This window comes from Terriglobia bacterium, from assembly GCA_020073495.1.
Lineage (GTDB): Bacteria > Acidobacteriota > Terriglobia > Terriglobales > Acidobacteriaceae > JAIQFD01.
Map to the genome: position 1 here is coordinate 539,803 of JAIQFD010000003.1, position 22,045 is coordinate 561,847.

Here is a 22,045-nt window from a genome sequence, read left to right on the forward strand (position 1 = left end):
TTTTTGCTGGGGGAACAGATCCTTTTTTCGCGGGGTACGTCCAAGCCAATAACAGATTCCATCATCCCCAAGCGAGTGGGCGCCGTGAACTTTCGGCGCCCATGCCCTCCTCCCGCCGCTCTGGTTTGGGAGTAAAATTCATCCCGGTGCAGTACCTATGAAGTCATCCCGCGAGCAGGGGCACGAAGCGCGCTGGTGGGAGACGATGCCCGACGGCCGTCTCCACTGCTACCTTTGCCCCCGCCACTGCCACATCGGTGAAGGCCAGACCGGATTCTGCTTCATCCGCAAGAACGAGGCCGGACGCCTGCTCCAGCTCGGCTATGGGCGGCCGGCGGCTATCCAGGTCGATCCGGTGGAAAAGAAGCCGCTGAATCACTTCTTCCCCGGCACCAGGATCTTTTCCATGGGCACGGCTGGCTGCAACATGGGCTGCTTCTTCTGCCAGAACTGGGACATCTCGAAAGCCAAGTCCGACCAGGTGAACGCCGCCGACCTGTCGCCCGACGCGGTCGTCGCTCTGGCTGAGCAGTACGACTGCCCGCACCTGGCCTTCACCTACAACGAGCCGACCATCTGGGGCGAGTACGTCATCGACATCGCAAAGGTCGCCCACGAACATGGGCTCAACACGGTGATGGTCACCAATGGCTACATCACCCGCGAGGCCTTCTTCGATGTGTACGAGCATATCGACGCCGCCAACGTGGATCTGAAGGCCTTCACCGAAACCTTTTACTCCAAGATCACGCTGACCCACCTGGAGCCGGTGTTGCAGACGCTCAAGTGGCTGCGGCAGGAGACCAACGTCTGGTTCGAGGTCACGAACCTGATCATCCCCACGCTCAACGATGACGAGAGTGAGTTCCAGAAGCTCTGCGACTGGATGCTGAACAACGTGGGCGACGACGTCCCGGTGCACTTCACCGCCTTCCATCCCGATTTCAAGCTCCGGGACAAGCCAGCCACGCCGCCCCAGACGCTGCATCGCGCCCGCCGCATCGCCATGGAAATGGGCCTGAAGTACGTCTATGAGGGGAATATCTTCAGCGACGGAGCAAACACCATCTGCCCCGGCTGCAAGAAAGTGATCGTGCGCCGCTCCTGGCACAGCGTGCTGACCAATCAGCTCAAAGCTGGGAAGTGTGCGACTTGCGGGACGGCGATCGCCGGGGTGTTCACCCAGAAGCAGGTCGAGCAGCGCCGGACCGTCAACCACCTGCACCCGGTCGCCTGAAACCAGTGTCATCCCGAGTGGCTGGTAGCCTGGGGCTTCAGCCCCAGGTCTCCGTGAGGGAGCTGCTGTTGCTCTCATCCCGAACGGGGTCAGCTCTGTCGGGGCGCGGCTTGGCTTTGTTAGGGCGCGACTGGTAGACCCCCGGCTTCAGCCGGGGGCCGGGCTTCAGCCCGAGCCGCGCCATCCCCGCTCTACCCCTCTGTCATCCTGAGGGGGCTTTAGCCCCCGAAGGACCTCCGAGCTGCTGGCGCCACGACTCAGTTTGGATGGATTTCAACCAAAAGGTATCAGGGCGCGGCATCAGCTCCGCGCTCTTCACAACTCCGCTTTCTTGAACTCCGCCGCCATGAACTTCAGGAATCGCCGCCGTTCTTCCGGTTCCATCCGCTCGACCTGCGGCAACAAGCGGAGCCTCTGCCGCATCACCAGCTCCCGCCCCCAGTTCAGCACCATGGACCCCATCCGCGCCTCTGTAAGGATCGCGATACTCTCCACCAGCTTCCGCAGGTACGGGTTCCGCAGCCGCTCCATGCTGACCTCATACCCGTTGACCGCGAACGGCTCGAACGACAGCACCTCCAACGTGATGTCCGCGCCCTCGGCCAGCAGGCTCTGGAACAGGCGGTTCAGCCGCAGGTTGGTCTCTCCCCGGCGTCCCGCCCACAACACGCCGCGCAGCCGCCGTATCACACAATCAGTCTCGCCGACGTAGACCACGCTCGGCACTCGCGGTCTGTCCAAGCGCCAGCAATACACCGCCGGCCCCTGATACCTTTCTCTCAGATACTTTGTCGTCTTCTGCGGAAATCGGTACGGTTCACCGACGCCCGCCAGCACCGGCGTCCACCGCATCTCGATATCAAGTTCCTTTGCCATTGCAACTACCGCAGTGTAATCCCTCCCCACCGTCATCCCCTCCCAAGTGTCAACCCGAGTGGGCTTCAGCCCGCGAGGGACCTGCTTTTCCTCCCCAGTGTCATCCGAGTGGCTGGTAGCCTGGGCCTTCAGAGCCTGTGTGAGAACTCGATTTCTAGCAGCACGGTGGAACAATTCGCGCAGATCCAGCCCGCGGAGCGGGCGGAATACGTTAGCCCAGCCCGGAAGGGCTGGGTAAATTGGAAAGAATGGACGAGCCCCGTAGGGGCGACATAGTTCTCACACACACACTCTTCAGCCCCAGGTCTCCGCGAGGGACCTGCTGTTTGTTGGGGCGCGGCCGGTAGACCCTCGGCTTCAGCCGGGGGCCGGGCTTCAGCCCGAGCCGCGCCAACAGCTACCCCTAAAGTGAGCGGCTTTAGCCGCTGAGGGACATGCTGTTCCTCCCCAGTGTCATCCCGAACGGCTGGTAGCCTTGGGCTTCAGCCCAAGGTGAGGGACCTGCTTTTCACCACCACCACCCCAGTGTCATCCCGAACCGACTTCAGTCGCTGAGGGACCTGCTTTTCGCTGATTAACCCAGTGGCATCTCCGACCTTAGCTGTTCCTTCGTGAGCCAAGCATCTGCACGGAAACTTTCGAAAACGTGCCATTACAATGTTCGAAGGGGGATTCCCCGCAATGAGCGACATCAAAGTCGTCCTCAAACAAACGGTCTTAGAAGGATCGGCTCAACCAGACCTTCTGCAGAGAGTCGCAACCGTTTACCTTGACGGCAGCGAATATCGTATTTCGGCTCCGCCAGAAGCCAAGGGCGACGCCCTAGATTGGGTGTCACATTTTACGGTCAGACAACTCGTGGACTTCGGCTCAGAGATCGAAATCCACGATGCCATTGGTGTTCTCGCCCTAAGAGCCACTCAAGAAGAACTCGAAAAAGGGAAGAGAGCTAGTAAGAGAGCACTCGGGGCGCACCCTGACGGGGTTCATTGCAGCGCCCAGATATGCCTGAACGGACATGTCCAGCACTGCGACGGTGCGTCATTCGAGTCAAACGTCCACTGCACGAGGTGCGGCGCTCCTTGTATTGACGAGTGCCCTCGCTGTAAAGAGCCGATTCGTGGAGCTGACAAGTACAAGCCCGTAGATATGTATTCCCGTCCTCAGTTTTGTCACGCCTGTGGACGTCCATATCCATGGATGGAAGATCGCCTCAACACCGCTCGTGAATTGCTTGACCATGACGACAAGCTATCGCTCGATGATCGGAAAAACCTTTGGGGTGACCTGCAATATGTCATGTCAGACCCCAGAGCCGACCTCGTCCCGGCTAAGAAGAAGCTGATTGGCATTAGGCTGGAGAAGGCGACCGAGTACGTGAGAGAAGCCATCTTGGACTTGATTGCAAAAGCCACGGCGGAGGTTTTGAAGGGTTAGCGCTAGTGGCGCCAGTCGCCCACAGGTCGTCAATTTTGCCGATCCCAAGGGGGCCGCTGCCCCCCGTGGACTTCCATATACGCTCTGCGGAATTGGCCTTCCATCCGTTGCGCTTCCGCCTTACTCTTTGCTTGAATCCATGCGACCTCTACGCATTCGACCATTTCATTGTCATAGAGTTCCAAGAACACTCGATGCGTTGTAGCACCGCCCCATCCACACAGAAAATTCATCACGATCCGCTGTCGCAGGTGTTGGGTGTGGCCGTACTTCAAGATCTCTCTTGTGGTGCAGTGCCGGATTGCATAAACAGCAGGAACATTGCCATAGTTGGGAAGGTCTGCAATGCAGAGCCGATACATTGGAATCCAGCGATCAAATGAATTCTGACTCTTTGCCATATCAATACCTCCGCGGCGGGTGGCCCACCTTTCAGGGCGAGTATAGAACCGGGCTGCCTCGCAGGGCGGGTGGCCCAGGCAACGCCGGGTATGTTACATCCCTGTACGGATGGGGGTGCCCCACCCAACGCGGTTTTCGTTGGGTGGGCGTGACTCTGCTTTGGCGCTTTGGCAGTCGATTTCTAAAGAATGGTCGGGGCGACAGGATTTGAACCTGTGACCCCCTGCGCCCAAGGATTGCACGCACGAGAACTCAACAACTTACGCTGGAGTGCTACTGGGGTTGACGAATGATGATGGCGAATCGTCAATCCAAGGACTTGCGCGAGGGGGCGTGATCATCGGTAGCACTCGGTAAGGTTTGGTGGTGGGCACAAAACTGGGCACAGTGTTGAGCCGGGGGCCCCTTCGGGGAACCCCATCTTCGAGAGTCGAGTCCCCCTCGTTTTCCCAGGTGACGGTGAATGTGTGCAGGAGCCCCGACCTCACATACCTGGGCCTGGAAACGTCCAAAGCGGCTTTGGCCCTCCAGGGTTCCTACTGGTTGTCAACCGAACCCATGGCACCGGATTCCGCTTCCATCCGAGCAAGAGATTCCGGAGACCAAACTAATGCCCAATCTCGCTTAGCATTTTGAATGGCATCTCGTAGACCCTCAATCTTGAACCGTTCTTCCTGAACCTCAAGAGCTACGAACAAGCAGTTGTGCGCTGTTATGAGAGCTTGGTCAGCTTCATCCGGCTGGGACTCTCGCTTGAAGCCCATCTGTCCGTTAGACAGTTCCAGCCGTTCGGTCATCGCACGATACGTACCGTGAGTATGTCTTAGCGGGAAAAAGTAGCCCGGAACAATCAGTGAGCCGATAGCCCCCGTCTTTTTTGCCATCGAAACGAAGTCCAGCTTGCTCCATGTGTGCCCTACTCGCTTTTCCTCGCAGATCGTGGACTTGCACGATTTCACCATGAACCTGTTCTTCACCTCTGCGTACCTTCGTTCTATGTCCGCCACCATCTCCGCTGGCAACGCACTCTCACCGAATGTGTCAAGGATTGGCTTCATCAGCTTGTACTGTTGCACCCGGTCGAACTCAAAGAATGCCTGGAGTTCTTCGGGGTGGTCGTGGAGGTACTTGAGGGTAACGGCGTGCTCGTACATGGAGCGCAGGAGCTTCATGGCCCCGTAGCCATACCCGTTTGCCGCCATCAGGAAGACTTCCATGAAGTCTTCCGCCACCAGTGAGCCGTAGAAGTACACAAACTTGTCTATCGGCGTATCCATCACCTGTGTTCGAGCAAACGCTAAGTTGACGGCGTCTCCAAGCCGGGACATGACCGTCGCCCAGTGTGGGTGGCGTTGATCAAAGGCGGTTGCTGCGTCTTCAAATCCATAGAGCGACATAGGCGAGTAGGAGCCACTCCTGGCTCAAGTTCTAACGACCAAACACAAAATCAGATTCACTGTGCCTGTTCCACGAACTGGCCCATGGCGAGGAGCAAACGTTTCACGATGCGCCTCCGTTGTGATGTCTCCACACGGCCCGAGATTCATTGTCACCTGCAATGTTGAAGTCGTTTGTCTTTTGTTGCTCATTTCGTCGCGCATGGAAAAGCCTTCCTTAGGGCTTGCTGGGCAAGGATGGTGGTCAGTTTGTGGGCTTGCTCCGGGTGATCTTTGATCCATTTGCTGATGATTCGCGCCACTTGAACTGTCTGGACGTCCGCGCTCGGTAGGCAGATGTTACCGTCGGCCAGCAACAATGCGTGTTCTAGACCTTCGGTGTAGCCAGCACAATACGCAAACTGAAAAAAGCCCTCAGGGTCACTCCCGGAGCCGGTGGTCTTGCCATCCACAAACTCAGCGCATCTTAGAACATAGTCATTTCCAAAGGCGACGGAAGGACGTTCAGATGCAAAGACACGACTGCAAACGGCGAGAACGGCGAAAGCGCAACCTGAAACGAGCACAAGACAAACCAGCAAACGCTTCATAGGTGATACACGACTCCTTTCCGATGAGCATCTCGGTCCCGAACAACCGTGCTTAGTCCGGGGGACACCATACTACTAGACAGAGAATCTTCGGGGCCGCAGCGGAGGATCAGCCGCAACTCACGAAGGTGAGGTAGTTGGACTGAAGCGGCCCGAATTCTATCGCGGACACCGAGGATGTCTGTGATGCTGGTCACGGATAAACACTGACGTGAGTCTTTCGTACACCCAGATGAGCCAAAATAGGCTGGAGCACTCCGGTTCTGGAAGGGCGTGCTCGGCTTTCTCTTCGGTGCTAACATCCGACCAGCTGTGGCCAGACGAGAAACGCGCTCGATACGCTGCCATTCGTGAGCGGATGGCTGACGGCTCCGAGGGCGCTCGTATGCGGCGAATCAAAGGCGGCGGGTGGCCCGTCCTTCGACTGAGCAGTATAGGACTGTTTTCGTTGAATTGGTCGGGGCGACAGGATTTGAGCCTGTGACCTCCTGCGCCCAAGGCAGGTGCGCTCTCAGGCTGCGCTTACCTGGTTCCCCGCCTACTCCTTGGGCCCAGCCTCTTTTTCCCGTCGCTCCCTGACCCAACCTTCTTTCACGACCTGGCGGCCGCGCCCGATGGCCAGCGATTCCGCGGGGACATCGTCGGTGATGCAGGAGCCGGCTCCGACGTAAGCGCCGCGCCCGATGCGCACCGGGGCGACCAGAGTGGCGTCGCTGCCGATGAAGGCCCCGTCGTCGATCACGGTGGCGTGCTTTTCCGTGCCGTCGAAGTTGCAGGTGATGGTCCCGGCGCCGATGTTGACGCCGTCGCCGATGAGCGCGTCTCCCAGATAGGTAAGGTGATTGGCCTTTGAACCTTTGCCGACCCGCGCTTTCTTGGTTTCCACGAAGTTGCCGATGTGCGCGCCTTCGCCGATCTCGCTGCCAGGACGCAGCCGGGCGAATGGGCCGATGATCGCCCGCGCTTCCACCCGCGCCTGCTCCAGCATGCAGTGGGCGCGAACTTCGACGCCATCGCCGATCTCGGAACTTTCGATGATGGTGTAGGAGCGGATGCGGCAATCCGATCCGATCTTCGACTTGCCCAGGATCTGGACGAAGGGCTCGATCACCGTGTCCGGCGCGATCTTCACGTCGGCGTCGATGGCGCACGTCTCCGGCTTGTAGATGGAGACGCCGCTGGCCATCAGCTCGTAGCACTTGGCCATGCGCATGTGCTGGTCGAGCATGGAGAGCTCCAGCCGCGTGTTGCTGCCCAGAACTTCTTCGGGGTTCTCCGCGGGCAGGGCCACGACCTTTAGCTTGGCGCGCACGAATAGCGCCGCCATGTCCGTCAGGTAGTACTCCTTGTGCGCGTTATCGGTCTTGAGCTTGCCGATGCGGGCGAACAGAGGCTTGCTTTCGAATGCGTAGATGCCGGAATTCACCTCGCGCAACTTGCGCTGCGGCGGGGTCAGCTTTTTCTCCTCGACGATGGCCGACACCTCGGCGCCTTTTCCATTTTTTCTGATGATCCGGCCATACCCGTGCGGCTTCTCGATCTCGGCGGTGAGGATGGTCATGGCGGCGCGTTGTGCGCGATGAAAATCGCGCAGCCGCTCGATGGTTCCCGCCCAGATCAGGGGCACGTCGCCGGACAGCACCAGGAACCGGTCGTACTTCGACAGCGCGTCGCGGGCCACCATGATGGCGTGCCCGGTCCCGCGCTGCGGCTCCTGGACGATGAAGTTCACCCCGGTGTCGCCGACCTTGTCCCGCACCCGGTCGGCCTCGTGCCCGATGATGACGTAAATGTCGCTGGCGGGAACGACCTTGTTCGCCGCAGCGATCACGTGCGCCAGCATCGGCTTGCCACCCACTTCGTGCAGCACCTTGGGGTACTTCGATTTCAGGCGCGTGCCCTTGCCGGCGGCCATGATGGCGATGGCGAACTTGCCGGCGGACTTGGCAGGAGTGCTCTTGGTCTTAGCCACAAAGATCCTCGCTCCGATCCTCGGCGCTCTCAAGCCGCCAGTACACAGAGGCACTTGGAGGAAGCAGAATGATGAAGACTAGCCGCCTATGTTAACGCGGTCGCGGACGGCTCCGGAAGTTTCTCCCTGCCCGGGCGACTTGGGCTCGGTGACGACGGGGACGCCGCAGGCGAGGTTCAACAGGGCCTGGGCCACGCGACCGGTGGCATGGCGCGCCACGGGCCCTTCCTCGAGGAAGTCACCGGCCACCACCCGCACTCCCAGTTCCTCGATGGCGGCCGCGTCGCAGACGGTCTGGGACGCGCCTTCCAGCGCGTACTTGGCCTTGAGGTGCGGCGAAAGAGGAGCGCGATTGATCAGGGCGAAGGCGAAGATCTGCTGCCGCGCGTGCTTGTAGATGGCCTTGATGTGTTCGGCGGCGGTGAGCCCCAAGCTCTCGTTGGCCTGCGTCATCAGGTTGCAGACGAAAACCTTTACCGCCCGCGAACCGGCGATGGCTTCGGGAATAGCGCGGACCAGCATGTTCGTCGCCAGGCTGGTGAACAGCGACCCCGGCCCGACGGTGATCAGATCCGCCCGCTCGATGGCGGCGATCGCTTCCGGGATCGGCTCCGCGTCGGCCGGGACCATCCGCAATTCGGCGATCCGACCCCGGCTGGCGGTGATCTTGGTCTCGCCCTGCACGCGCGATCCGTCCACCATCAGGGCGTCGAGTTGCACATTCGAGGTCGTCGCCGGGTAGATGTGCCCGCGCGAGGCGAGAACGCCGGCCGACAACTTGACCGCTTCGGCGAAATCTCCGGTCACCGCGGCCATCGCGGTGAGGAACAGATTTCCGAAACTGTGTCCTTCCAGGCCGGTCCCGCTTCCGCCGGGGAAGCGGTATTGGAAGAGCTTGGAGAGCAGCGCCTCGTCCTCCGCCACCGCCACCATGCAGTTGCGGATGTCTCCCGGCGGCAGGATGTTGAACTCCTTGCGCAGGCGCCCGCTGGAGCCGCCGTCGTCGGTGACCGTCACAATGGCGCTGAGTTCGGCGATGTAGGGGCCCTGCCCGGGAATCGCCCCGGGAGCGGGAACATATTCCTTCAGGCCTTTGAGCAGGGTAGAGAGCCCCGTGCCGCCGCCGATGGCGACCACACGAAGTCCGCGCGCGGTCTCCGGGTTCTCCCCGCTTTTTGGCACAGGCATGGCTTGATTCTACCGCTTCCAGGAAGGCGTGGCGGGAGGGGTTTCCGGTCCCGGCTCCGGATAGAGCAACTCGGTGAATCGTGGATCGTCTGCCAGGTTCTGAAAATCGGTGTCGTTGCGCGCATGGATGCGGTGCGCCGGATTCAGCCGGATGGCCTGGTCCAGGCGCCGCAGCGAATCTTCCACCCGGCCTTGCAGACAGTCGAGCACCGCCAGGCCGTAGATGGCGTAGTCGGCCTTCGCATTCTGCTTCAGGATCTTCTCCAGGTGCGTCCGTGCCTCGTCGTAATCGCCCTGATTCATGAGGGCAACGGCGTAATCGTAATGTTCTTCCGACGTTTTGAAAGTCGTGCTGGTGCGCGCCATTTGCTGGTTGCAGATGCTGAAATGGATCGCGGCGCGGTCTGCGAGTTCGCGGCTCGGACCCTCCACAACCTTTTGCAGAAAGGTCTTGGCGCGCTCGAATTTTCGCTCCTGCATGGCCTTGAGGCCGGCCTGGTAGTTTTGCACAGCTGAGGAAAACCTGGGATCTTCCATGATCGAGGGCTTGCGCTGGAGTTCGTGCGGAGGCGCCGCTGCCCGCTTCGATTTCCTCGCAACAGTCTTATGTTTCTTAGACTTAGGGGAGGAACGTTTAACCTTTGCTGCGGCTTTCTTTTTCATCAGGTTGTAACCTTGGCAGGCTGGCCGCAGCGGGAGCGTGAGACCCCTGTGGAAAACTCATTTTTCGGGGCTCACAGCGGCTGCCTCGATGCATGTGCGCTGGAGTTATACGCGCAATTCTTGCCGCCCGTCAACCCAAGTTGGGAATGCACCATTCTTGGTGCAAATCGGCTCCCGACACACTGACTCCTGGCTGCCGGCCCCGGCCTCTTAGTTGATGTCGAGAGCTTTCTGCAGATCGATCTGCTGCCACTCGCTGCGCTCGATGCCCTCGCGGATCTGCGCCGGAGTCTTCTTCGCCTTGTTCATCTTGTAGGCGTAGAAAAGTTCCTGCAGGCAGGTGCCGCAGTGGGCGCCGTGGTCGCCGGCGAAGCAGCTGTGCAGGCTGGTGTGTCCGACGCTGCGGTCGCAGTGGCAGTAGCAGGGCTGCTGGTAGATCAAGTTGGGGATGCGGGCCGCCAGCTTGTAGGCATGCGCCTGGAACGCATACTTCAGGCCGACCTTCTGCAGCGCCCGGCCGGAAAGAATCGGGGGCAGCTTTTCGCCCTTGTTCGGCGGAGCGTCGTGATACGCGGGCACGTCGAGGAACTGTGCCGAGGTGGTGATGGTCAGCAGGCAGACTGCAGCCAGGACCAGAACGCGCTTCCTTCCCAAATCCATGCTCCTCATTGTATCGGAACGCTTCGGATGAGATGCTCCTGCTACCCTTGGGGTTTCTGAAGCATCTAAGTCTCTGGATATAATGAGGCCCGTGAACGAACTCCCGCAGGCTCCGGAACGCACGCGCGTCGGGTCGCTGCTGCACACCTGGCTGCGCGACCTGGTGATCTCGGTCGGTATCTCCATCTTCATCATCATGTTCCTCTACCAGCCGGTGAAGGTGGAGGGCACCAGCATGCTGCCTGGGTTGGAAGACCAGGAGCGGATCTTCATCAACAAGTTCGTGTACCGGCTGGAGCCGATCGAACGCGGCGACGTGGTGGTGTTCCGCTATCCGCGCGACCCGGCCAAGAGCTACATCAAGCGCGTGATCGGCCTGGCCGGGGACCACATCCGGATCGTTGCCGGCCGCGTCTTCCTCAACGGGCGCCCCATCGACGAGCGCTACGTGCCGCGCGATTTCTACGACGCCCGCACGTACCCGGAGGTCATCGTCCCGCCACACACCTACTACGTGCTGGGCGACCATCGCAGCATGTCCAACGACAGCCGTGAATTCGGCCCCGTGGAGGAGCAGTACATCTATGGCAAGGCCGTCTTCGTCTACTGGCCGGTGGACAAGCTGGGCGTGCTCCGGTAGGCGGCCTTTTGCGTACACGTAAAAGCAGGTCCCTCACCGGAGACCTTGGGCTGAAGCCCAAGGCTACCAGTCGGCTCGGGATGACACTGTGTTAGGACTGCTAGACTGTTTCTGTGCCTCAGCTTTCGCGAGCCAAGGTAATCGTCACGTCGGCGCTGGTCGCGGTGATCGCGCTGGGATTCAGCTATTACGTCCTGCTGTTCTGCTACCTGGGATTCCTGCTGGCGACCAGCGGCCAGGCCGACACCGAACCGGCGCAATCGCCGGTCTTCCGCCGCGCCGCGCTGGCCATCAGCGCCGTGGTCGCGCTGGCGACCTTCTGGTTGTTCTATCGCAGGCAGACCCAAATGACCCAATGACCCGGTGCTCGACTTCTGCTAAAATCCCAAAAATCCACTCCCCGGAGTCCCAATGCAAGCAATCCTTGCGCTGGAAGACGGAAAGATCTTCCGCGGCAAAGGTTACGGCGCTAAAGGCGAATGCTACGGGGAAGTCGTTTTTAATACTTCCATCACCGGCTACCAGGAAATCTTCACCGACCCTTCCTACTGCGGCCAGATCGTCGTCCTGACCAACCCGGAGATCGGCAATTACGGCACCAACCCCGACGACAACGAGGCCACGCGCCCGTACATCGAAGGCCTGGTGGTGCGCGAGTTTTCGCGGGTCAGCTCCAACTGGCGCTCGCAGGAAGTGGCGGACGAGTACCTGGAGAAATACAAGATCCCCGTCATCGCCGACATCGACACGCGCGCCCTGGTGCGCCATCTGCGCGACCACGGGTGCAAGCGTGGCGTCATCTCTTCGCTGGAAAGCGATGCCGAGAAGCTGATCGCCAAGGCGCGCTCCATCCCCGAGATGGCGGGTTGCGACCTGGCCAAAGTGGTCTCCACCAAGCAGCGGTATCTGTGGGAGCTGGGAGAGCGCTCGCACGAGCCGACCGAGGTGGTCGGAGTGAAAGACGAGCCCGCGCGCTTCCACGTGGTCGCCTACGACTACGGCATCAAGCACAACATCCTGCGCAAGCTGGCTTCGGAGCAGTGCCGCGTGACCGTTGTGCCGGCGGAGACGTCGGCGGAGGACGTGCTGGCGCTCAATCCCGACGGCGTCTTCCTCTCGAACGGCCCCGGTGACCCCGAGCCCTGCACCTACGCGCAGGAGAACATCCGCCGCCTGATGGGGCGCAAGCCCATCTTCGGCATCTGCCTGGGGCACCAGCTCATCGGCCTGGCGCTGGGCGGCAAGACCTACAAGCTCAAGTTCGGACACCACGGGGGCAACCACCCGGTGAAGCAGTTGCAGACGGGCAAGGTCGAGATCACGGCGCACAATCACAACTTCGCCGTGGATCCGGATTCGCTGGCCGAAAGCGAGGTCCTCAAGACGCACATCGACCTCAACGACTCCACGCTCGAGGGCCTGCGCCACCGCAACTTGCCCCTGTTCTCGGTGCAGTACCATCCCGAGGCCAGCCCTGGCCCGCACGATTCGCACTACCTGTTCAAAGATTTCGTGAAGATGATGGAGGAGTTCAAGGGGTGAGAGCCGCGACCACTGCCGCGATGGTCTTGGCGCTAGTGGCCGCCTTTGTCTCCCATGCCGACGCGGAGAAAAAAGAAAAGAAGATCCCCGATCTGGCCAAGCTCTGCGGAATGGATACGGATCGAGCCTCTGACGGAGTCTTCGCCAAGGCGCACGGCAAGCAATGGCAGAAGTTCGCCAGCGTGAAGGCGGTCCCCGAGGATGCCGACAGCGAGATGGCGCAGTACTGGCGAGGAGAACATGGCGGCAGTCTTGTCCAGATGGCCGTCCACGATGGCGTCTACGCGCGTTATCACGAATACTGCTTCGGCCAGGAGGGCAAGCTGTCCAGTCTTACCTACGAGACCCGCACCGCACACGGCTGGGGCTTCGCCACGACCGGAACGGTGGACAAGAACGGCCACTTGGTCCCAGCGTCCTCCCGCTTCTTCGGCGTGCGCACGAACATGACGATCCCGCGCCCGGCGGAGGCCGATGACGCCCCGTGGGCGCTCGATCCGAGGATCTACAAACGGCTGGACAAACTGCCGTTCGCGAAGCTGATCTCAACGCCGGTGGAACAGAAGAAGCAAGATGCCCAAGCGCACTGACATCTCGAAAGTCCTGATCATCGGCTCTGGCCCCATCGTGATCGGCCAGTCGGCGGAATTCGATTATTCCGGGACACAGGCCTGCAAGGCGCTGAAGGCGGAAGGCTATGAGGTGGTGCTGGTGAACTCGAATCCGGCCACCATCATGACTGATCCCGAGTTCGCCGACCGCACCTACATCGAGCCGCTGACCCGCGAGTACCTGGAAGAGATCATCCGCATCGAGAGTGAGATGTCGGGCGGGCGAGGCTTCGCGCTGCTGCCCACGGTGGGCGGCCAGACCGCGCTCAACCTCGCAGTCGAACTCGCCGACGGACGCGTGCTGGAGAAGTACAACGTCGAGCTGATCGGCGCCAAGCTCGAAGCCATCAAGAAGGCCGAAGACCGCCTGCTGTTCAAGGACGCCATCGCCAAGATCGGCCTCGACGTGCCGAAATCCGCGCTGGTCAACAACCTCAAAGACGGCCTGGAGTTCGCCAGCAAGATCGGATTCCCGGTGATCATCCGGCCGTCGTTCACGCTGGGCGGCACCGGAGGCGGCATCGCCTTCAACCGGGAAGAGCTGCTCGACATCCTGGCGCGCGGCCTCGACCTCTCCCCCGTTCACGAAGTGCTGATCGAGGAATCGGTGCTGGGCTGGAAAGAGTACGAGCTGGAGGTCATGCGCGACCTCGCCGACAACGTCATCATCATCTGCTCGATCGAGAACTTCGACCCCATGGGCGTGCACACCGGCGACTCGATCACCGTGGCCCCCGCACAGACGCTGACTGACCGCGAGTACCAGGCGATGCGCGACGCCGCCATCGCCATCATCCGCGAGATCGGGGTCGAGACCGGCGGGTCGAACATCCAGTTCGCCGTGCACCCGCACACGGGGCGGATGGTGGTCATCGAAATGAACCCGCGTGTCTCGCGCAGCTCGGCGCTGGCGTCGAAGGCTACGGGCTTCCCCATCGCGAAAATCGCGGCGCGCCTGGCCGTGGGCTACACGCTCGACGAGATCCCCAACGACATCACCAAGAAGACGCCGGCCTGCTTCGAGCCCACGCTCGACTACGTGGTGGTCAAGATCCCCAAGTGGCAGTTCGAGAAATTCCCCGGCGCCGACGAGAGCCTCGGGCCGCAGATGAAGTCCGTCGGGGAGGCCATGGCCATCGGGCGAACCTTCAAGGAAGCGCTGCTCAAGGGCGTGCGCTCGCTGGAAACAGGGAAGAAACCGGGGTCGGAGAAGATCGAGCCGCGCATCCTGACGCAGCGCCTGGTCACGCCGCATCCCGAGCGTTTGGCCTACCTGCGCTACGCCTTGCGCCAGGGCCACACGGTCAAAGAGCTGGCCAAGATGACCTCCATCGATCCCTGGTTCCTCTATCAGCTCAAAGAAACCGTGGACATGCTGATGGAGGTCGAGAAGCACCCGATCGAATCGGTGCCCGCCGAAGTCGTGCGCGACGCCAAGCGCATGGGGGTCTCCGACCAGCGCCTCGCCGAATCGTGGCGCCTGCGCAATGGCCACGGCGCAGCCGAAAAGGTCCGCCACCTGCGCCACAAGCACGGCATCAAGCCGGTATACAAGCAGGTGGACACCTGCGCCGCCGAATTCGAGAGCTACACGCCATATCTTTACTCCACCTACGAGGACGAGTCCGAAGCGCCGCCAACGACGAAGAAGAAGATCATCATCCTGGGCTCGGGACCGAACCGTATCGGGCAGGGCATCGAGTTCGATTACTGCTGCTGCCATGCCGCGTTCGCGCTGCGCGAGGACGGCTTCGAGACCATCATGGTCAACTGCAACCCGGAGACGGTCTCGACCGATTACGACACCAGCGACCGCCTTTACTTTGAGCCGCTCACCCTGGAAGACGTGCTCGCCGTGTACGAACACGAAGCCGCTGCCGGCGCGCCGATCGGCGTGATCGTTCAGTTCGGCGGCCAGACGCCGCTGAATCTCGCGCTGCCGCTGAAAGCCGCCGGCGTGCCCATCATCGGGACCTCGCCCGAATCCATCGACCTGGCCGAGGACCGCAAGCGCTTCGGAAAGTTGATTGAAGAGCTCGATATCCCGCAGCCGCCGGGCGGAACGGCCGCCTCGATCGAAGAAGCGGTGGCCGCGGCGAACAGCGTTGGGTATCCCGTGCTGCTGCGCCCCAGCTACGTGCTCGGCGGACGCGCCATGGCCATTGTGTACGACGACGAGTCGGTCGTCCGCTATATGAAGGAGGCTGTCGAGTACTCCCACGAGCGCCCGGTGCTGATCGATCACTTCCTCGAATCCGCGACCGAAGTGGACGTGGACTGCCTTTCCGACGGCGAGGACTGCGTCATCGCCGGGATCATGCAGCACATCGAGGAAGCCGGAATCCACTCCGGCGACTCGTCTTGCGTGCTGCCGTCGGTGGACATCCCCGAGCCCCTGATGGCCACCATGCGCGAATACACCTTCAAGCTGGCGCGCGCGCTGCAGGTGGTCGGCCTGATGAACATCCAGTTCGCCATCCAGAAGGACACGGTGTACGTGCTCGAAGTGAACCCGCGCGCCTCGCGCACCGTGCCCTACGTGTCGAAAGCGACCGGCGTGCCGCTGGCCAAGATCGCCTCGCGCCTGATGACCGGCCGCAAGCTGCGCGACTTCCTGCCGGAGAACGTCGAGCGCACAACGGATCTGGGGACAGGGAACTGCTACTACGTGAAATCGCCGGTATTCCCCTGGTCGAAGTTTCCCGGAGTGGACACCGTGCTCGGCCCGGAGATGAAGTCCACCGGGGAAGTGATGGGTGTGGCCGACAACTTCGGCGAGGCTTTCTACAAGGCGCAACTCGCCGCCGGACAGACGTTGCCCACCGCGGGCACAGTGTTCATCAGCGTCAACGACCAGGAGAAGCCCTACGCGCCGGAGATCGCGCAGCGCTTCCTCGACCTCGGCTTCAAGATCGTCGCCACGCACGGCACCGCGGCCGTCCTGGAGAACGCGAAGATGGTTTGCGAGCGGGTCTACAAGGTGAAGGAAGGCCGTCCCAACGTGGTGGACCTGATCAAGGGCGACCGCATCCAGTTCGTCATCAACGCGCCGCACGGGCCCGATCCGTACTTCGACGAGAAAGCGATCCGCCGCGCCGCCATCACCCACCACATCCCGACCATCACCACGCTGGCCGCGGCGCGCGCCGCCGCCGACGGCATCGCCGCGCTGCAGCGCGGCGAGATCACCGTCCGTGCGCTCCAGCAGTTACACGCCGAGCGCAGCGCGGCCACGCGATAGGGTAAGAGTTCTTGTATCTTGCGCCGGAATCATCCGGTGGGCTTCTTCACGTCTCGCTCGATCACCCGCAGGAAGTCGGCGCGAGTGAGCGTGTCCCGTGTGCCAAACCATTTCACGATGGCTTCCAGTGCAGCCTCGGCTGGGGTTCCCGCTGTGCGTACGGCGGGTGGAGCGAGAGGCACGACCTTCGGCTTGGGTTGGGTCTTTCCCGAAAGCACTTCGATGACGCGCTTCAGCACGGCAATCTGCTCCGGCGCCGTCTCCACGAACGCGATGCCCATACCGAAGCCGGGATGATGCGAGCGCACCCCGGCCCGCGTCCGCACCCGCTCCTCGGCCACATTGATGACCAGTTCGAGGGCAGTGTCCACAGGGTAGGGCGATGTCAGCTCCACGTAGCAGCCGCCCATGCAGATGTCGGAGATCTTGGCCCAGGTGGTGAACTGTGTCCCGGCGATGCGGATCTCCACAGAGCCCGTGCATTTGTACCGTGGGTGCCGGCGACGTTCCTGCTGCTCGCGCCGCTCCAGCACACGCCGGTCGATCACCCCGGTGGTACCTGGCGGAGCCAAGTACGGAATGGAGGGATCGAACGTGTCCGGTCCCGGCGGCGGCAATTCCATCCCGAAGGCGTTTTTCATGGGATGGATACTTTGCAGGCCGGCGCATCCGGCCATGCGCGTGCCGCGGTCGCCGACCCACGCCACGCGGAACTGGGCCTTCTGTCCGTTGTGCTCCAGCGTGATGATCTCGTGGACGCGGACGATGCACTGGATGCCCTCGAGGCGGGCGCCGCTCTGGCTGATATCGGTGACGCACGCCATCTCCGAGAACGGCTCGCCCCGTGCGTTGCTGCCGTGTACCTTCACCGGTAGCACGATCCGTTCGCGTTGCTCTCGGCGTGCCATGCTAACCTCGATCGCCGGACGGCGTGCGACCTACTTCTGATCTAGCACGTCTGCTACCACCGTCCGACGTCCTGGTCCGCTAGGCCTAGTATGCGCGCGGGTGAAGAATCCGCTAGATAACTGGGGTACCCGCGGCATAGCTTTCGTAACCGAAATCTGGAGTGGTTCGCTTTCGGGAGCGCCGTTTCAAGCCGGGAATCAGGCTGTAGCCAGGGCCCGTACGCTAGAATCCTCTCCTCCAAGGAGTTGCGCTCATGTCTTCCGAAGCCGGGCGACCGGCCGTCTCTCCCTCTTTCATTACTCCCGAATACATCGAAGATTTCCGTCGGGCCGCGCATCAGGCGGTGGACTGGGTGGCCGACTACCTGCGCGACCCACGCCGCTACCCCGTTGTGTCGAAGATTAAGCCGGGTGACCTGATTGACGCGCTGCCCGCAGCGGCGCCCGAGCAGGGCGAAAATTACGAGAAGATCCTTCGGGATTTCGAAAAGCTGGTCATCCCGGCGGTGACGCACTGGAACCATCCCGACTTTTTCGCCTTCTTTGCCACCAGTTCCTGCGCGCCCGCAATCATCGGCGAGCTGCTCAGCGCCGCGCTGAACACCAATGGACTGCACTGGAAGACCTCGCCGGCGCTGGCCGAGCTCGAGCAAGTGTCATTGGCCTGGCTGCGGCAGTGGATGGGCCTGCCCGACGAATTCTTCGGCATCATCTATGACACTGCGTCAGTCGGCAGTCTGCACGCCATCGCCGCGGCCCGCGAATTCGTCGATCCGGAAGCCCATGCGCGCGGCAGCCTGGGCAACCTGGTCCTCTACACCTCGGAACAGTCGCATTCTTCGATCGAGAAGGGCGCGATCGCGCTGGGCATCGGGCAAAACAACGTGCGCAAGATTCCGACGGATGCGGAATTCCGCATGAGACCGGACGCGCTCGCCGCAGCGATCGGGCAGGACATCGCGGCGGGTCGCAAGCCGTTCTGCGTGATCGCGACCGTGGGTACGACTTCCTCGACCAGCGTCGATCCTGTCCCGCAGATCGCCGACATCTGCGAGCGGCACAAAATCTGGCTGCACGTGGACGCCGCTTACGCGGGCACGGCGGCGATCGTCCCCGAATACCAGCACATACTGGAGGGCTGCGAGCGGGCGCATTCGTTCCTGGTCAACCCGATGAAGTGGATGTTCATCCCCGTGGACCTGGACGCCTTCTACACCCGCTATCCCGACATCCTGCGCCGCACCTTCTCCCTGGTGCCGGAATACCTGCGGACGACCGGGGCGGGGAGGGAAGTGAACCTGATGGACTACGCCATCCCGCTCGGCCGCCGCTTCCGCGCGCTGAAGCTGTGGATGACCATGCGCTACTTCGGGCGCGAGGGGATCGTGCGCATCCTGCGGGCGCACATGGAATGGGCGCAGAGGCTGTCTGAGATGGTGGACGCTGATCCGCAGTTCGAGCGGGTCGCGCCCGTGCCGTTCTCCGTGGTCTGCTTCCGCTACAAAGGGTCGGATGACGACAATCGGCGCATCGTCGAGCGGGTGAACGATTCAGGCAAGGCCTACATTTCGCAGACGGTCCTGAACGGCCGCATCGTTGTGCGCATCGCCATCGGCAACCTCGGCACCACCTGGGACGACGTGGCGCAATGCTGGGAGCTGGTGCGCGCCGCAGCGAAACCCATTTAACCGCCGAGATCGCAGAGGACGCAGAGAAATTCATTGGCGCGGATGCACGCGGATAAACACCGATTTTCCTCGCGTCCTTCGTGCCAACCTTCGTGTCCTTTGTGTTGAGCTTTTGATTTCCTGGGTAGGAACGTACAATCGATGCACGATGAAATACGCTCTCATCGCTTACGCCGCCGTGATCGTGCTGGTGCTGACGCTCAAGCCCACGCCACAAAGCAAGGGCCCGGAGTGCGGCCCCGGCGTGCTCTGCATCCGCGACCAGAAGACCGTGCAAGCGGAACTGCGGGAGACGCCCAAGCCGCTGCGGCCGGTGCACACCTTTTCCATCGTGGCGCGCGACACTGAGACCGGGGAGATGGGCGTCGCCGTCCAATCGCACTGGTTTTCCGTGGGCTCGATCGTGACGTGGGCGGAAGCGGGCGTGGGCGCGGTGGCCACGCAGTCGTTCGTCGATCCGTCGTACGGCAAGTTGGGATTGGATCTCATGCGGGCAGGGAAGAGCGCGCCCGAAGCGCTGACCGGACTACTCGCCGGGGACGAAGGCCGTCAGGTCAGGCAAGTCGCGATGATCGACACTCAAGGTAAGGTGGCGGTTTGGACCGGATGCAAAGACATCCAAGCCGCAGGCGACCATGCCGGAAACCAGATCGAAGGCGGAGCGCTATTCGGCGACTCTGGTTGCAAAAGTCAGGTTCACCTTGGCACAGGCTACTCCACCGAGGCTAACCTGATGTCCAATGACAAAGTCTGGCCGGCGATGGCGAAGGCCTACGAGTCCACGAAGGGGGACTTGGCCGACCGGATGCTGGCGGCGCTGGATGCGGCGCAGGCAGTCGGCGGAGACATCCGCGGACGCCAGTCTGCGGCGTTGGTGATCGTGAAGGCAAAACCGAGCGGTAAGCCATGGGAAGACCGCATCTTCGATCTGCGCGTGGACGATGCCGTCGAGCCGCTGAAGGAACTTCGCAAGCTGGTCGTGCTCCAGCGCGCTTACAACCACATGAACGCCGGCGACCTCGCGGTGGAGCACAAGGACAACGAAGCCGCGCTGCGCGAGTATGCGACCGCAGAAAAGCTGACCGAAGGCGCCGCGGGCGTCGATCCCAGCCGCCTGGCCGAGATGCGTTACTGGCACGCGGTCGCGCTGGTCAACATGGGGCGCGTGGACGAGTCGCTGCCCATCTTCCAGAAGGTGTTCGCCACGCCCGGGATCGGCGAGAACTGGCGCACGCTGACCCCGCGCCTGCCCAAGTCCGGCTTGCTGCCCGACGATGCCAAGCTGATCCAGAGGATCACGGCGGCGAGATAGTCGACGGTCGACGGTCAATTTCACCGTGGCGTTATACTGAAGAGTCAATTTCAGCATCCCGAGGCATTCCATGCTTTTGCACGGCATCTTCCCGCCCATCGCCACGCCGTTCTATCCCGACGGCAAAGTCTATTTCAAGAAGCTCGAGCACAACGTGGCCCGTTACTCCAAGACGCCGATCGCGGGCATCGTGGTGCTGGGCTCGACCGGCGAAGCCATACTGCTCTCCGATGAGGAGCGCCGCGACGTCTTCAAGTGTGCGCGCGAGAACGCAGCACCGGACAAAGTCCTGATCGCGGGAACGGGCATCGAGTCGGCGATCGAGACCCTGCGCCTGACCGAGCAGGCCGCCAAGCTGGGCTACGACGTCGCCATGGTGCGCACGCCGCACTATTACAAGAAGCAGATGCACCCGCAGAACCTTCTGGCGTTCTACCGCACCGTGGCCGACCAGTCGCCGCTGCCGGTCATCATCTACAACTTCCCGCAAGCGACCGGCTACGACATTCCGGCGGAGGTCGTCACCGAATTGGCAGAGCACCCGAACCTGATCGGAATAAAGGAATCGTGCGGCGTGATCGAAAAGATCAAGAAAATGGTGGACAGCACGCGGCACGTGCATTTCGAGACCACGGTCACCGAGGTCTTCGCCGCCGTGACACCGCGCATGATGACGGCGTGCGCCAGCTCCGCCGGGCCCGACATGGTCGCCGCCGAATCTCTGGGCGGAGTCGCCACCGCGGCCCCGGCAAGAATCAAGACGCGCAAGAAAGAAGTCGGATTCCAGGTGCTGGTGGGCTCGGCGCAGTCGCTGAAGCCATCGCTCGACGTGGGCGCCGTGGGCGCGATCCTGGCATTCGCCGACGCGGCCCCGACCGCCTGCTACGAGATCTATGCCGCCTACAAGGAAGAGGACATGGCGCTGGCCGAAGAGAAGCAGAAGCGCATCGCGCAGGCGGCCGTGGATGTCGTCGGCAAACTCGGTGTGCCGGGCGTCAAGTATGGGATGGATCTGAATGGCTACTACGGCGGGCCCTCGCGCCTACCTTTCCTGCCACTCACCGCGGAGCAGAAGGCCGACGTGGAACGCCTGATGGCGGATATCAGGAATTAGTAGGTGGTGGCTGGTAGTTAGTAGCTGGTAGGAACAGTGGCCCCGGAGGAATTCAGGGCCGCTCCTCTTCCGATATGGCGCGTGGACATCCCAAGCTGATCCGGATCTCCGAGCAGATGCAGCAATGGTGCGCTCTGCTGGAGACGGAGGTCCTGACCTGGCCTGACGTCGAGCCGAAGCCGATGTTCGGGATGCTTTCGTTCTACCGGAAGGGGAAGATCTTCGCCGCGGTGCCGCGGACGCGCGGCCTCGGATCCGACCGCGCGGTCATCTTCAAGCTGGAGGGCGCGCCCGAGTCTCTGGTGAAGAAAGCCCTTACCCATCCCAAGGTCACGACGACTCGGATGGGCAAAGCGGGCTGGATCGCCTTCGAATTGGATTCGCTCGATGACGTGCGCGAGGCGCTGAGTTGGTTCTCCCAGGCATACGAAGTCGCGGGGAAGAAGAAGAAACAGGTCCCTCACGGCCGAGGCCGTTCGGGATGACACATGGAAAAGAAGCGGGTCCCTCCCGGTCAAGGCCGTTCGGGATGACAGGTGTTTCCTGGGGATGCTCCCGCGCAAACCT

At 61.8% G+C, this 22,045-nt stretch carries 20 protein-coding genes; 11 read left to right on the forward strand and 9 right to left on the reverse strand.

Annotated features, from left to right (window positions below; genetic code table 11):
* Positions 1-157 precede the first annotated feature (157 nt).
* Entirely contained in the window at positions 158-1,237 is a 1,080-nt protein-coding gene (amrS, locus tag LAN37_09715) for an AmmeMemoRadiSam system radical SAM enzyme (protein MBZ5647486.1), read from the forward strand.
* A gap of 315 nt (positions 1,238-1,552) precedes the next feature.
* On the opposite strand, the gene LAN37_09720 is transcribed toward amrS, so the two are convergent.
* The gene (locus LAN37_09720; protein MBZ5647487.1) at positions 1,553-2,113 is read right to left on the reverse strand and encodes a hypothetical protein; all 561 of its coding nucleotides are present in this window, start codon (positions 2,111-2,113) and stop codon (positions 1,553-1,555) included.
* A gap of 681 nt (positions 2,114-2,794) precedes the next feature.
* On the opposite strand from LAN37_09720, the gene LAN37_09725 reads away from it, so the two are divergent.
* Positions 2,795-3,550 (forward strand): DUF2321 domain-containing protein, encoded by a 756-nt coding sequence (locus LAN37_09725; GenBank protein MBZ5647488.1) that lies wholly within the window; start codon positions 2,795-2,797, stop codon positions 3,548-3,550.
* A gap of 29 nt (positions 3,551-3,579) precedes the next feature.
* Here LAN37_09725 and LAN37_09730 read toward each other — a convergent pair whose 3' ends face one another.
* The 7 genes from LAN37_09730 to LAN37_09760 form a co-directional block, all read right to left on the reverse strand.
* On the reverse strand, positions 3,580-3,951 hold the full coding sequence (locus LAN37_09730; GenBank protein ID MBZ5647489.1) for a hypothetical protein: 372 nt from the start codon (positions 3,949-3,951) through the stop codon (positions 3,580-3,582).
* 537 nt (positions 3,952-4,488) lie between these two features.
* Positions 4,489-5,349, reverse strand: a complete 861-nt coding sequence (locus LAN37_09735) for a DUF5677 domain-containing protein (GenBank protein MBZ5647490.1) — start codon at positions 5,347-5,349, stop codon at positions 4,489-4,491.
* 188 nt (positions 5,350-5,537) lie between these two features.
* Positions 5,538-5,939 carry a hypothetical protein gene (locus tag LAN37_09740; GenBank protein ID MBZ5647491.1) on the reverse strand — a complete coding sequence of 134 codons (402 nt, stop codon included), beginning with the start codon at positions 5,937-5,939 and terminating at the stop codon, positions 5,538-5,540.
* Positions 5,940-6,477: 538 nt separating this feature from the next.
* Positions 6,478-7,854, reverse strand: a complete 1,377-nt coding sequence (gene glmU, locus LAN37_09745; protein MBZ5647492.1) for a bifunctional UDP-N-acetylglucosamine diphosphorylase/glucosamine-1-phosphate N-acetyltransferase GlmU — start codon at positions 7,852-7,854, stop codon at positions 6,478-6,480.
* Positions 7,855-7,989: 135 nt separating this feature from the next.
* Entirely contained in the window at positions 7,990-9,099 is a 1,110-nt protein-coding gene (locus LAN37_09750) for a YvcK family protein (GenBank protein ID MBZ5647493.1), read from the reverse strand.
* 9 nt (positions 9,100-9,108) lie between these two features.
* Positions 9,109-9,762, reverse strand: coding sequence for a tetratricopeptide repeat protein (locus tag LAN37_09755; protein MBZ5647494.1), 654 nt, complete (start codon positions 9,760-9,762; stop codon positions 9,109-9,111).
* Positions 9,763-9,972: 210 nt separating this feature from the next.
* A complete protein-coding gene (locus LAN37_09760) occupies positions 9,973-10,431 on the reverse strand; it encodes a PCYCGC domain-containing protein (protein MBZ5647495.1) in 459 nt (152 codons plus the stop codon).
* A gap of 73 nt (positions 10,432-10,504) precedes the next feature.
* Between LAN37_09760 and lepB the strand changes: the two genes are divergently transcribed.
* The 5 genes from lepB (at position 10,505) to carB (ending at position 16,456) form a co-directional block, all read left to right on the forward strand.
* Entirely contained in the window at positions 10,505-11,062 is a 558-nt protein-coding gene (lepB, locus tag LAN37_09765; GenBank protein MBZ5647496.1) for a signal peptidase I, read from the forward strand.
* Between the two features lie 113 nt (positions 11,063-11,175).
* Positions 11,176-11,421 carry a hypothetical protein gene (locus LAN37_09770; GenBank protein ID MBZ5647497.1) on the forward strand — a complete coding sequence of 82 codons (246 nt, stop codon included), beginning with the start codon at positions 11,176-11,178 and terminating at the stop codon, positions 11,419-11,421.
* A gap of 52 nt (positions 11,422-11,473) precedes the next feature.
* A complete protein-coding gene (gene carA, locus LAN37_09775) occupies positions 11,474-12,604 on the forward strand; it encodes a glutamine-hydrolyzing carbamoyl-phosphate synthase small subunit (GenBank protein ID MBZ5647498.1) in 1,131 nt (376 codons plus the stop codon).
* Positions 12,601-13,194 carry a hypothetical protein gene (locus LAN37_09780; protein ID MBZ5647499.1) on the forward strand — a complete coding sequence of 198 codons (594 nt, stop codon included), beginning with the start codon at positions 12,601-12,603 and terminating at the stop codon, positions 13,192-13,194. Before carA ends, LAN37_09780 begins: the two co-directional genes overlap by 4 nt.
* Positions 13,178-16,456 carry a carbamoyl-phosphate synthase large subunit gene (carB, locus tag LAN37_09785; protein ID MBZ5647500.1) on the forward strand — a complete coding sequence of 1,093 codons (3,279 nt, stop codon included), beginning with the start codon at positions 13,178-13,180 and terminating at the stop codon, positions 16,454-16,456. Before LAN37_09780 ends, carB begins: the two co-directional genes overlap by 17 nt.
* Before the next feature lie 29 nt (positions 16,457-16,485).
* Here carB and LAN37_09790 read toward each other — a convergent pair whose 3' ends face one another.
* Positions 16,486-17,364 carry a PilZ domain-containing protein gene (locus LAN37_09790; protein MBZ5647501.1) on the reverse strand — a complete coding sequence of 293 codons (879 nt, stop codon included), beginning with the start codon at positions 17,362-17,364 and terminating at the stop codon, positions 16,486-16,488.
* A gap of 254 nt (positions 17,365-17,618) precedes the next feature.
* Between LAN37_09790 and LAN37_09795 the strand changes: the two genes are divergently transcribed.
* The 4 genes from LAN37_09795 to LAN37_09810 all read left to right on the forward strand — a co-directional run bounded on the left by LAN37_09795 (position 17,619) and on the right by LAN37_09810 (position 21,963).
* Entirely contained in the window at positions 17,619-19,052 is a 1,434-nt protein-coding gene (locus LAN37_09795; protein ID MBZ5647502.1) for an amino acid decarboxylase, read from the forward strand.
* A gap of 148 nt (positions 19,053-19,200) precedes the next feature.
* Positions 19,201-20,364, forward strand: coding sequence for a DUF1028 domain-containing protein (locus tag LAN37_09800; protein MBZ5647503.1), 1,164 nt, complete (start codon positions 19,201-19,203; stop codon positions 20,362-20,364).
* Between the two features lie 70 nt (positions 20,365-20,434).
* Positions 20,435-21,478, forward strand: a complete 1,044-nt coding sequence (locus LAN37_09805; GenBank protein MBZ5647504.1) for a dihydrodipicolinate synthase family protein — start codon at positions 20,435-20,437, stop codon at positions 21,476-21,478.
* Positions 21,479-21,552: 74 nt separating this feature from the next.
* Positions 21,553-21,963, forward strand: coding sequence for a hypothetical protein (locus LAN37_09810; GenBank protein MBZ5647505.1), 411 nt, complete (start codon positions 21,553-21,555; stop codon positions 21,961-21,963).
* Positions 21,964-22,045: the final 82 nt, after the last annotated feature.

Coding starts and splice junctions, on each gene's coding strand:
- amrS (MBZ5647486.1), top strand. CDS start 158: ATGAAGTCATCCCGCGAGCAGGGGCACGAAGCGCGCTGGTGGGAGACG.
- LAN37_09720 (MBZ5647487.1), bottom strand. CDS start 2,113: ATGGCAAAGGAACTTGATATCGAGATGCGGTGGACGCCGGTGCTGGCG.
- LAN37_09725 (MBZ5647488.1), top strand. CDS start 2,795: ATGAGCGACATCAAAGTCGTCCTCAAACAAACGGTCTTAGAAGGATCG.
- LAN37_09730 (MBZ5647489.1), bottom strand. CDS start 3,951: ATGGCAAAGAGTCAGAATTCATTTGATCGCTGGATTCCAATGTATCGG.
- LAN37_09735 (MBZ5647490.1), bottom strand. CDS start 5,349: ATGTCGCTCTATGGATTTGAAGACGCAGCAACCGCCTTTGATCAACGC.
- LAN37_09740 (MBZ5647491.1), bottom strand. CDS start 5,939: ATGAAGCGTTTGCTGGTTTGTCTTGTGCTCGTTTCAGGTTGCGCTTTC.
- glmU (MBZ5647492.1), bottom strand. CDS start 7,854: ATGGCCGCCGGCAAGGGCACGCGCCTGAAATCGAAGTACCCCAAGGTG.
- LAN37_09750 (MBZ5647493.1), bottom strand. CDS start 9,099: ATGCCTGTGCCAAAAAGCGGGGAGAACCCGGAGACCGCGCGCGGACTT.
- LAN37_09755 (MBZ5647494.1), bottom strand. CDS start 9,762: ATGAAAAAGAAAGCCGCAGCAAAGGTTAAACGTTCCTCCCCTAAGTCT.
- LAN37_09760 (MBZ5647495.1), bottom strand. CDS start 10,431: ATGAGGAGCATGGATTTGGGAAGGAAGCGCGTTCTGGTCCTGGCTGCA.
- lepB (MBZ5647496.1), top strand. CDS start 10,505: ATGAGGCCCGTGAACGAACTCCCGCAGGCTCCGGAACGCACGCGCGTC.
- carA (MBZ5647498.1), top strand. CDS start 11,474: ATGCAAGCAATCCTTGCGCTGGAAGACGGAAAGATCTTCCGCGGCAAA.
- carB (MBZ5647500.1), top strand. CDS start 13,178: ATGCCCAAGCGCACTGACATCTCGAAAGTCCTGATCATCGGCTCTGGC.
- LAN37_09790 (MBZ5647501.1), bottom strand. CDS start 17,364: ATGGCACGCCGAGAGCAACGCGAACGGATCGTGCTACCGGTGAAGGTA.
- LAN37_09795 (MBZ5647502.1), top strand. CDS start 17,619: ATGTCTTCCGAAGCCGGGCGACCGGCCGTCTCTCCCTCTTTCATTACT.
- LAN37_09800 (MBZ5647503.1), top strand. CDS start 19,201: ATGAAATACGCTCTCATCGCTTACGCCGCCGTGATCGTGCTGGTGCTG.
- LAN37_09805 (MBZ5647504.1), top strand. CDS start 20,435: ATGCTTTTGCACGGCATCTTCCCGCCCATCGCCACGCCGTTCTATCCC.
- LAN37_09810 (MBZ5647505.1), top strand. CDS start 21,553: ATGGCGCGTGGACATCCCAAGCTGATCCGGATCTCCGAGCAGATGCAG.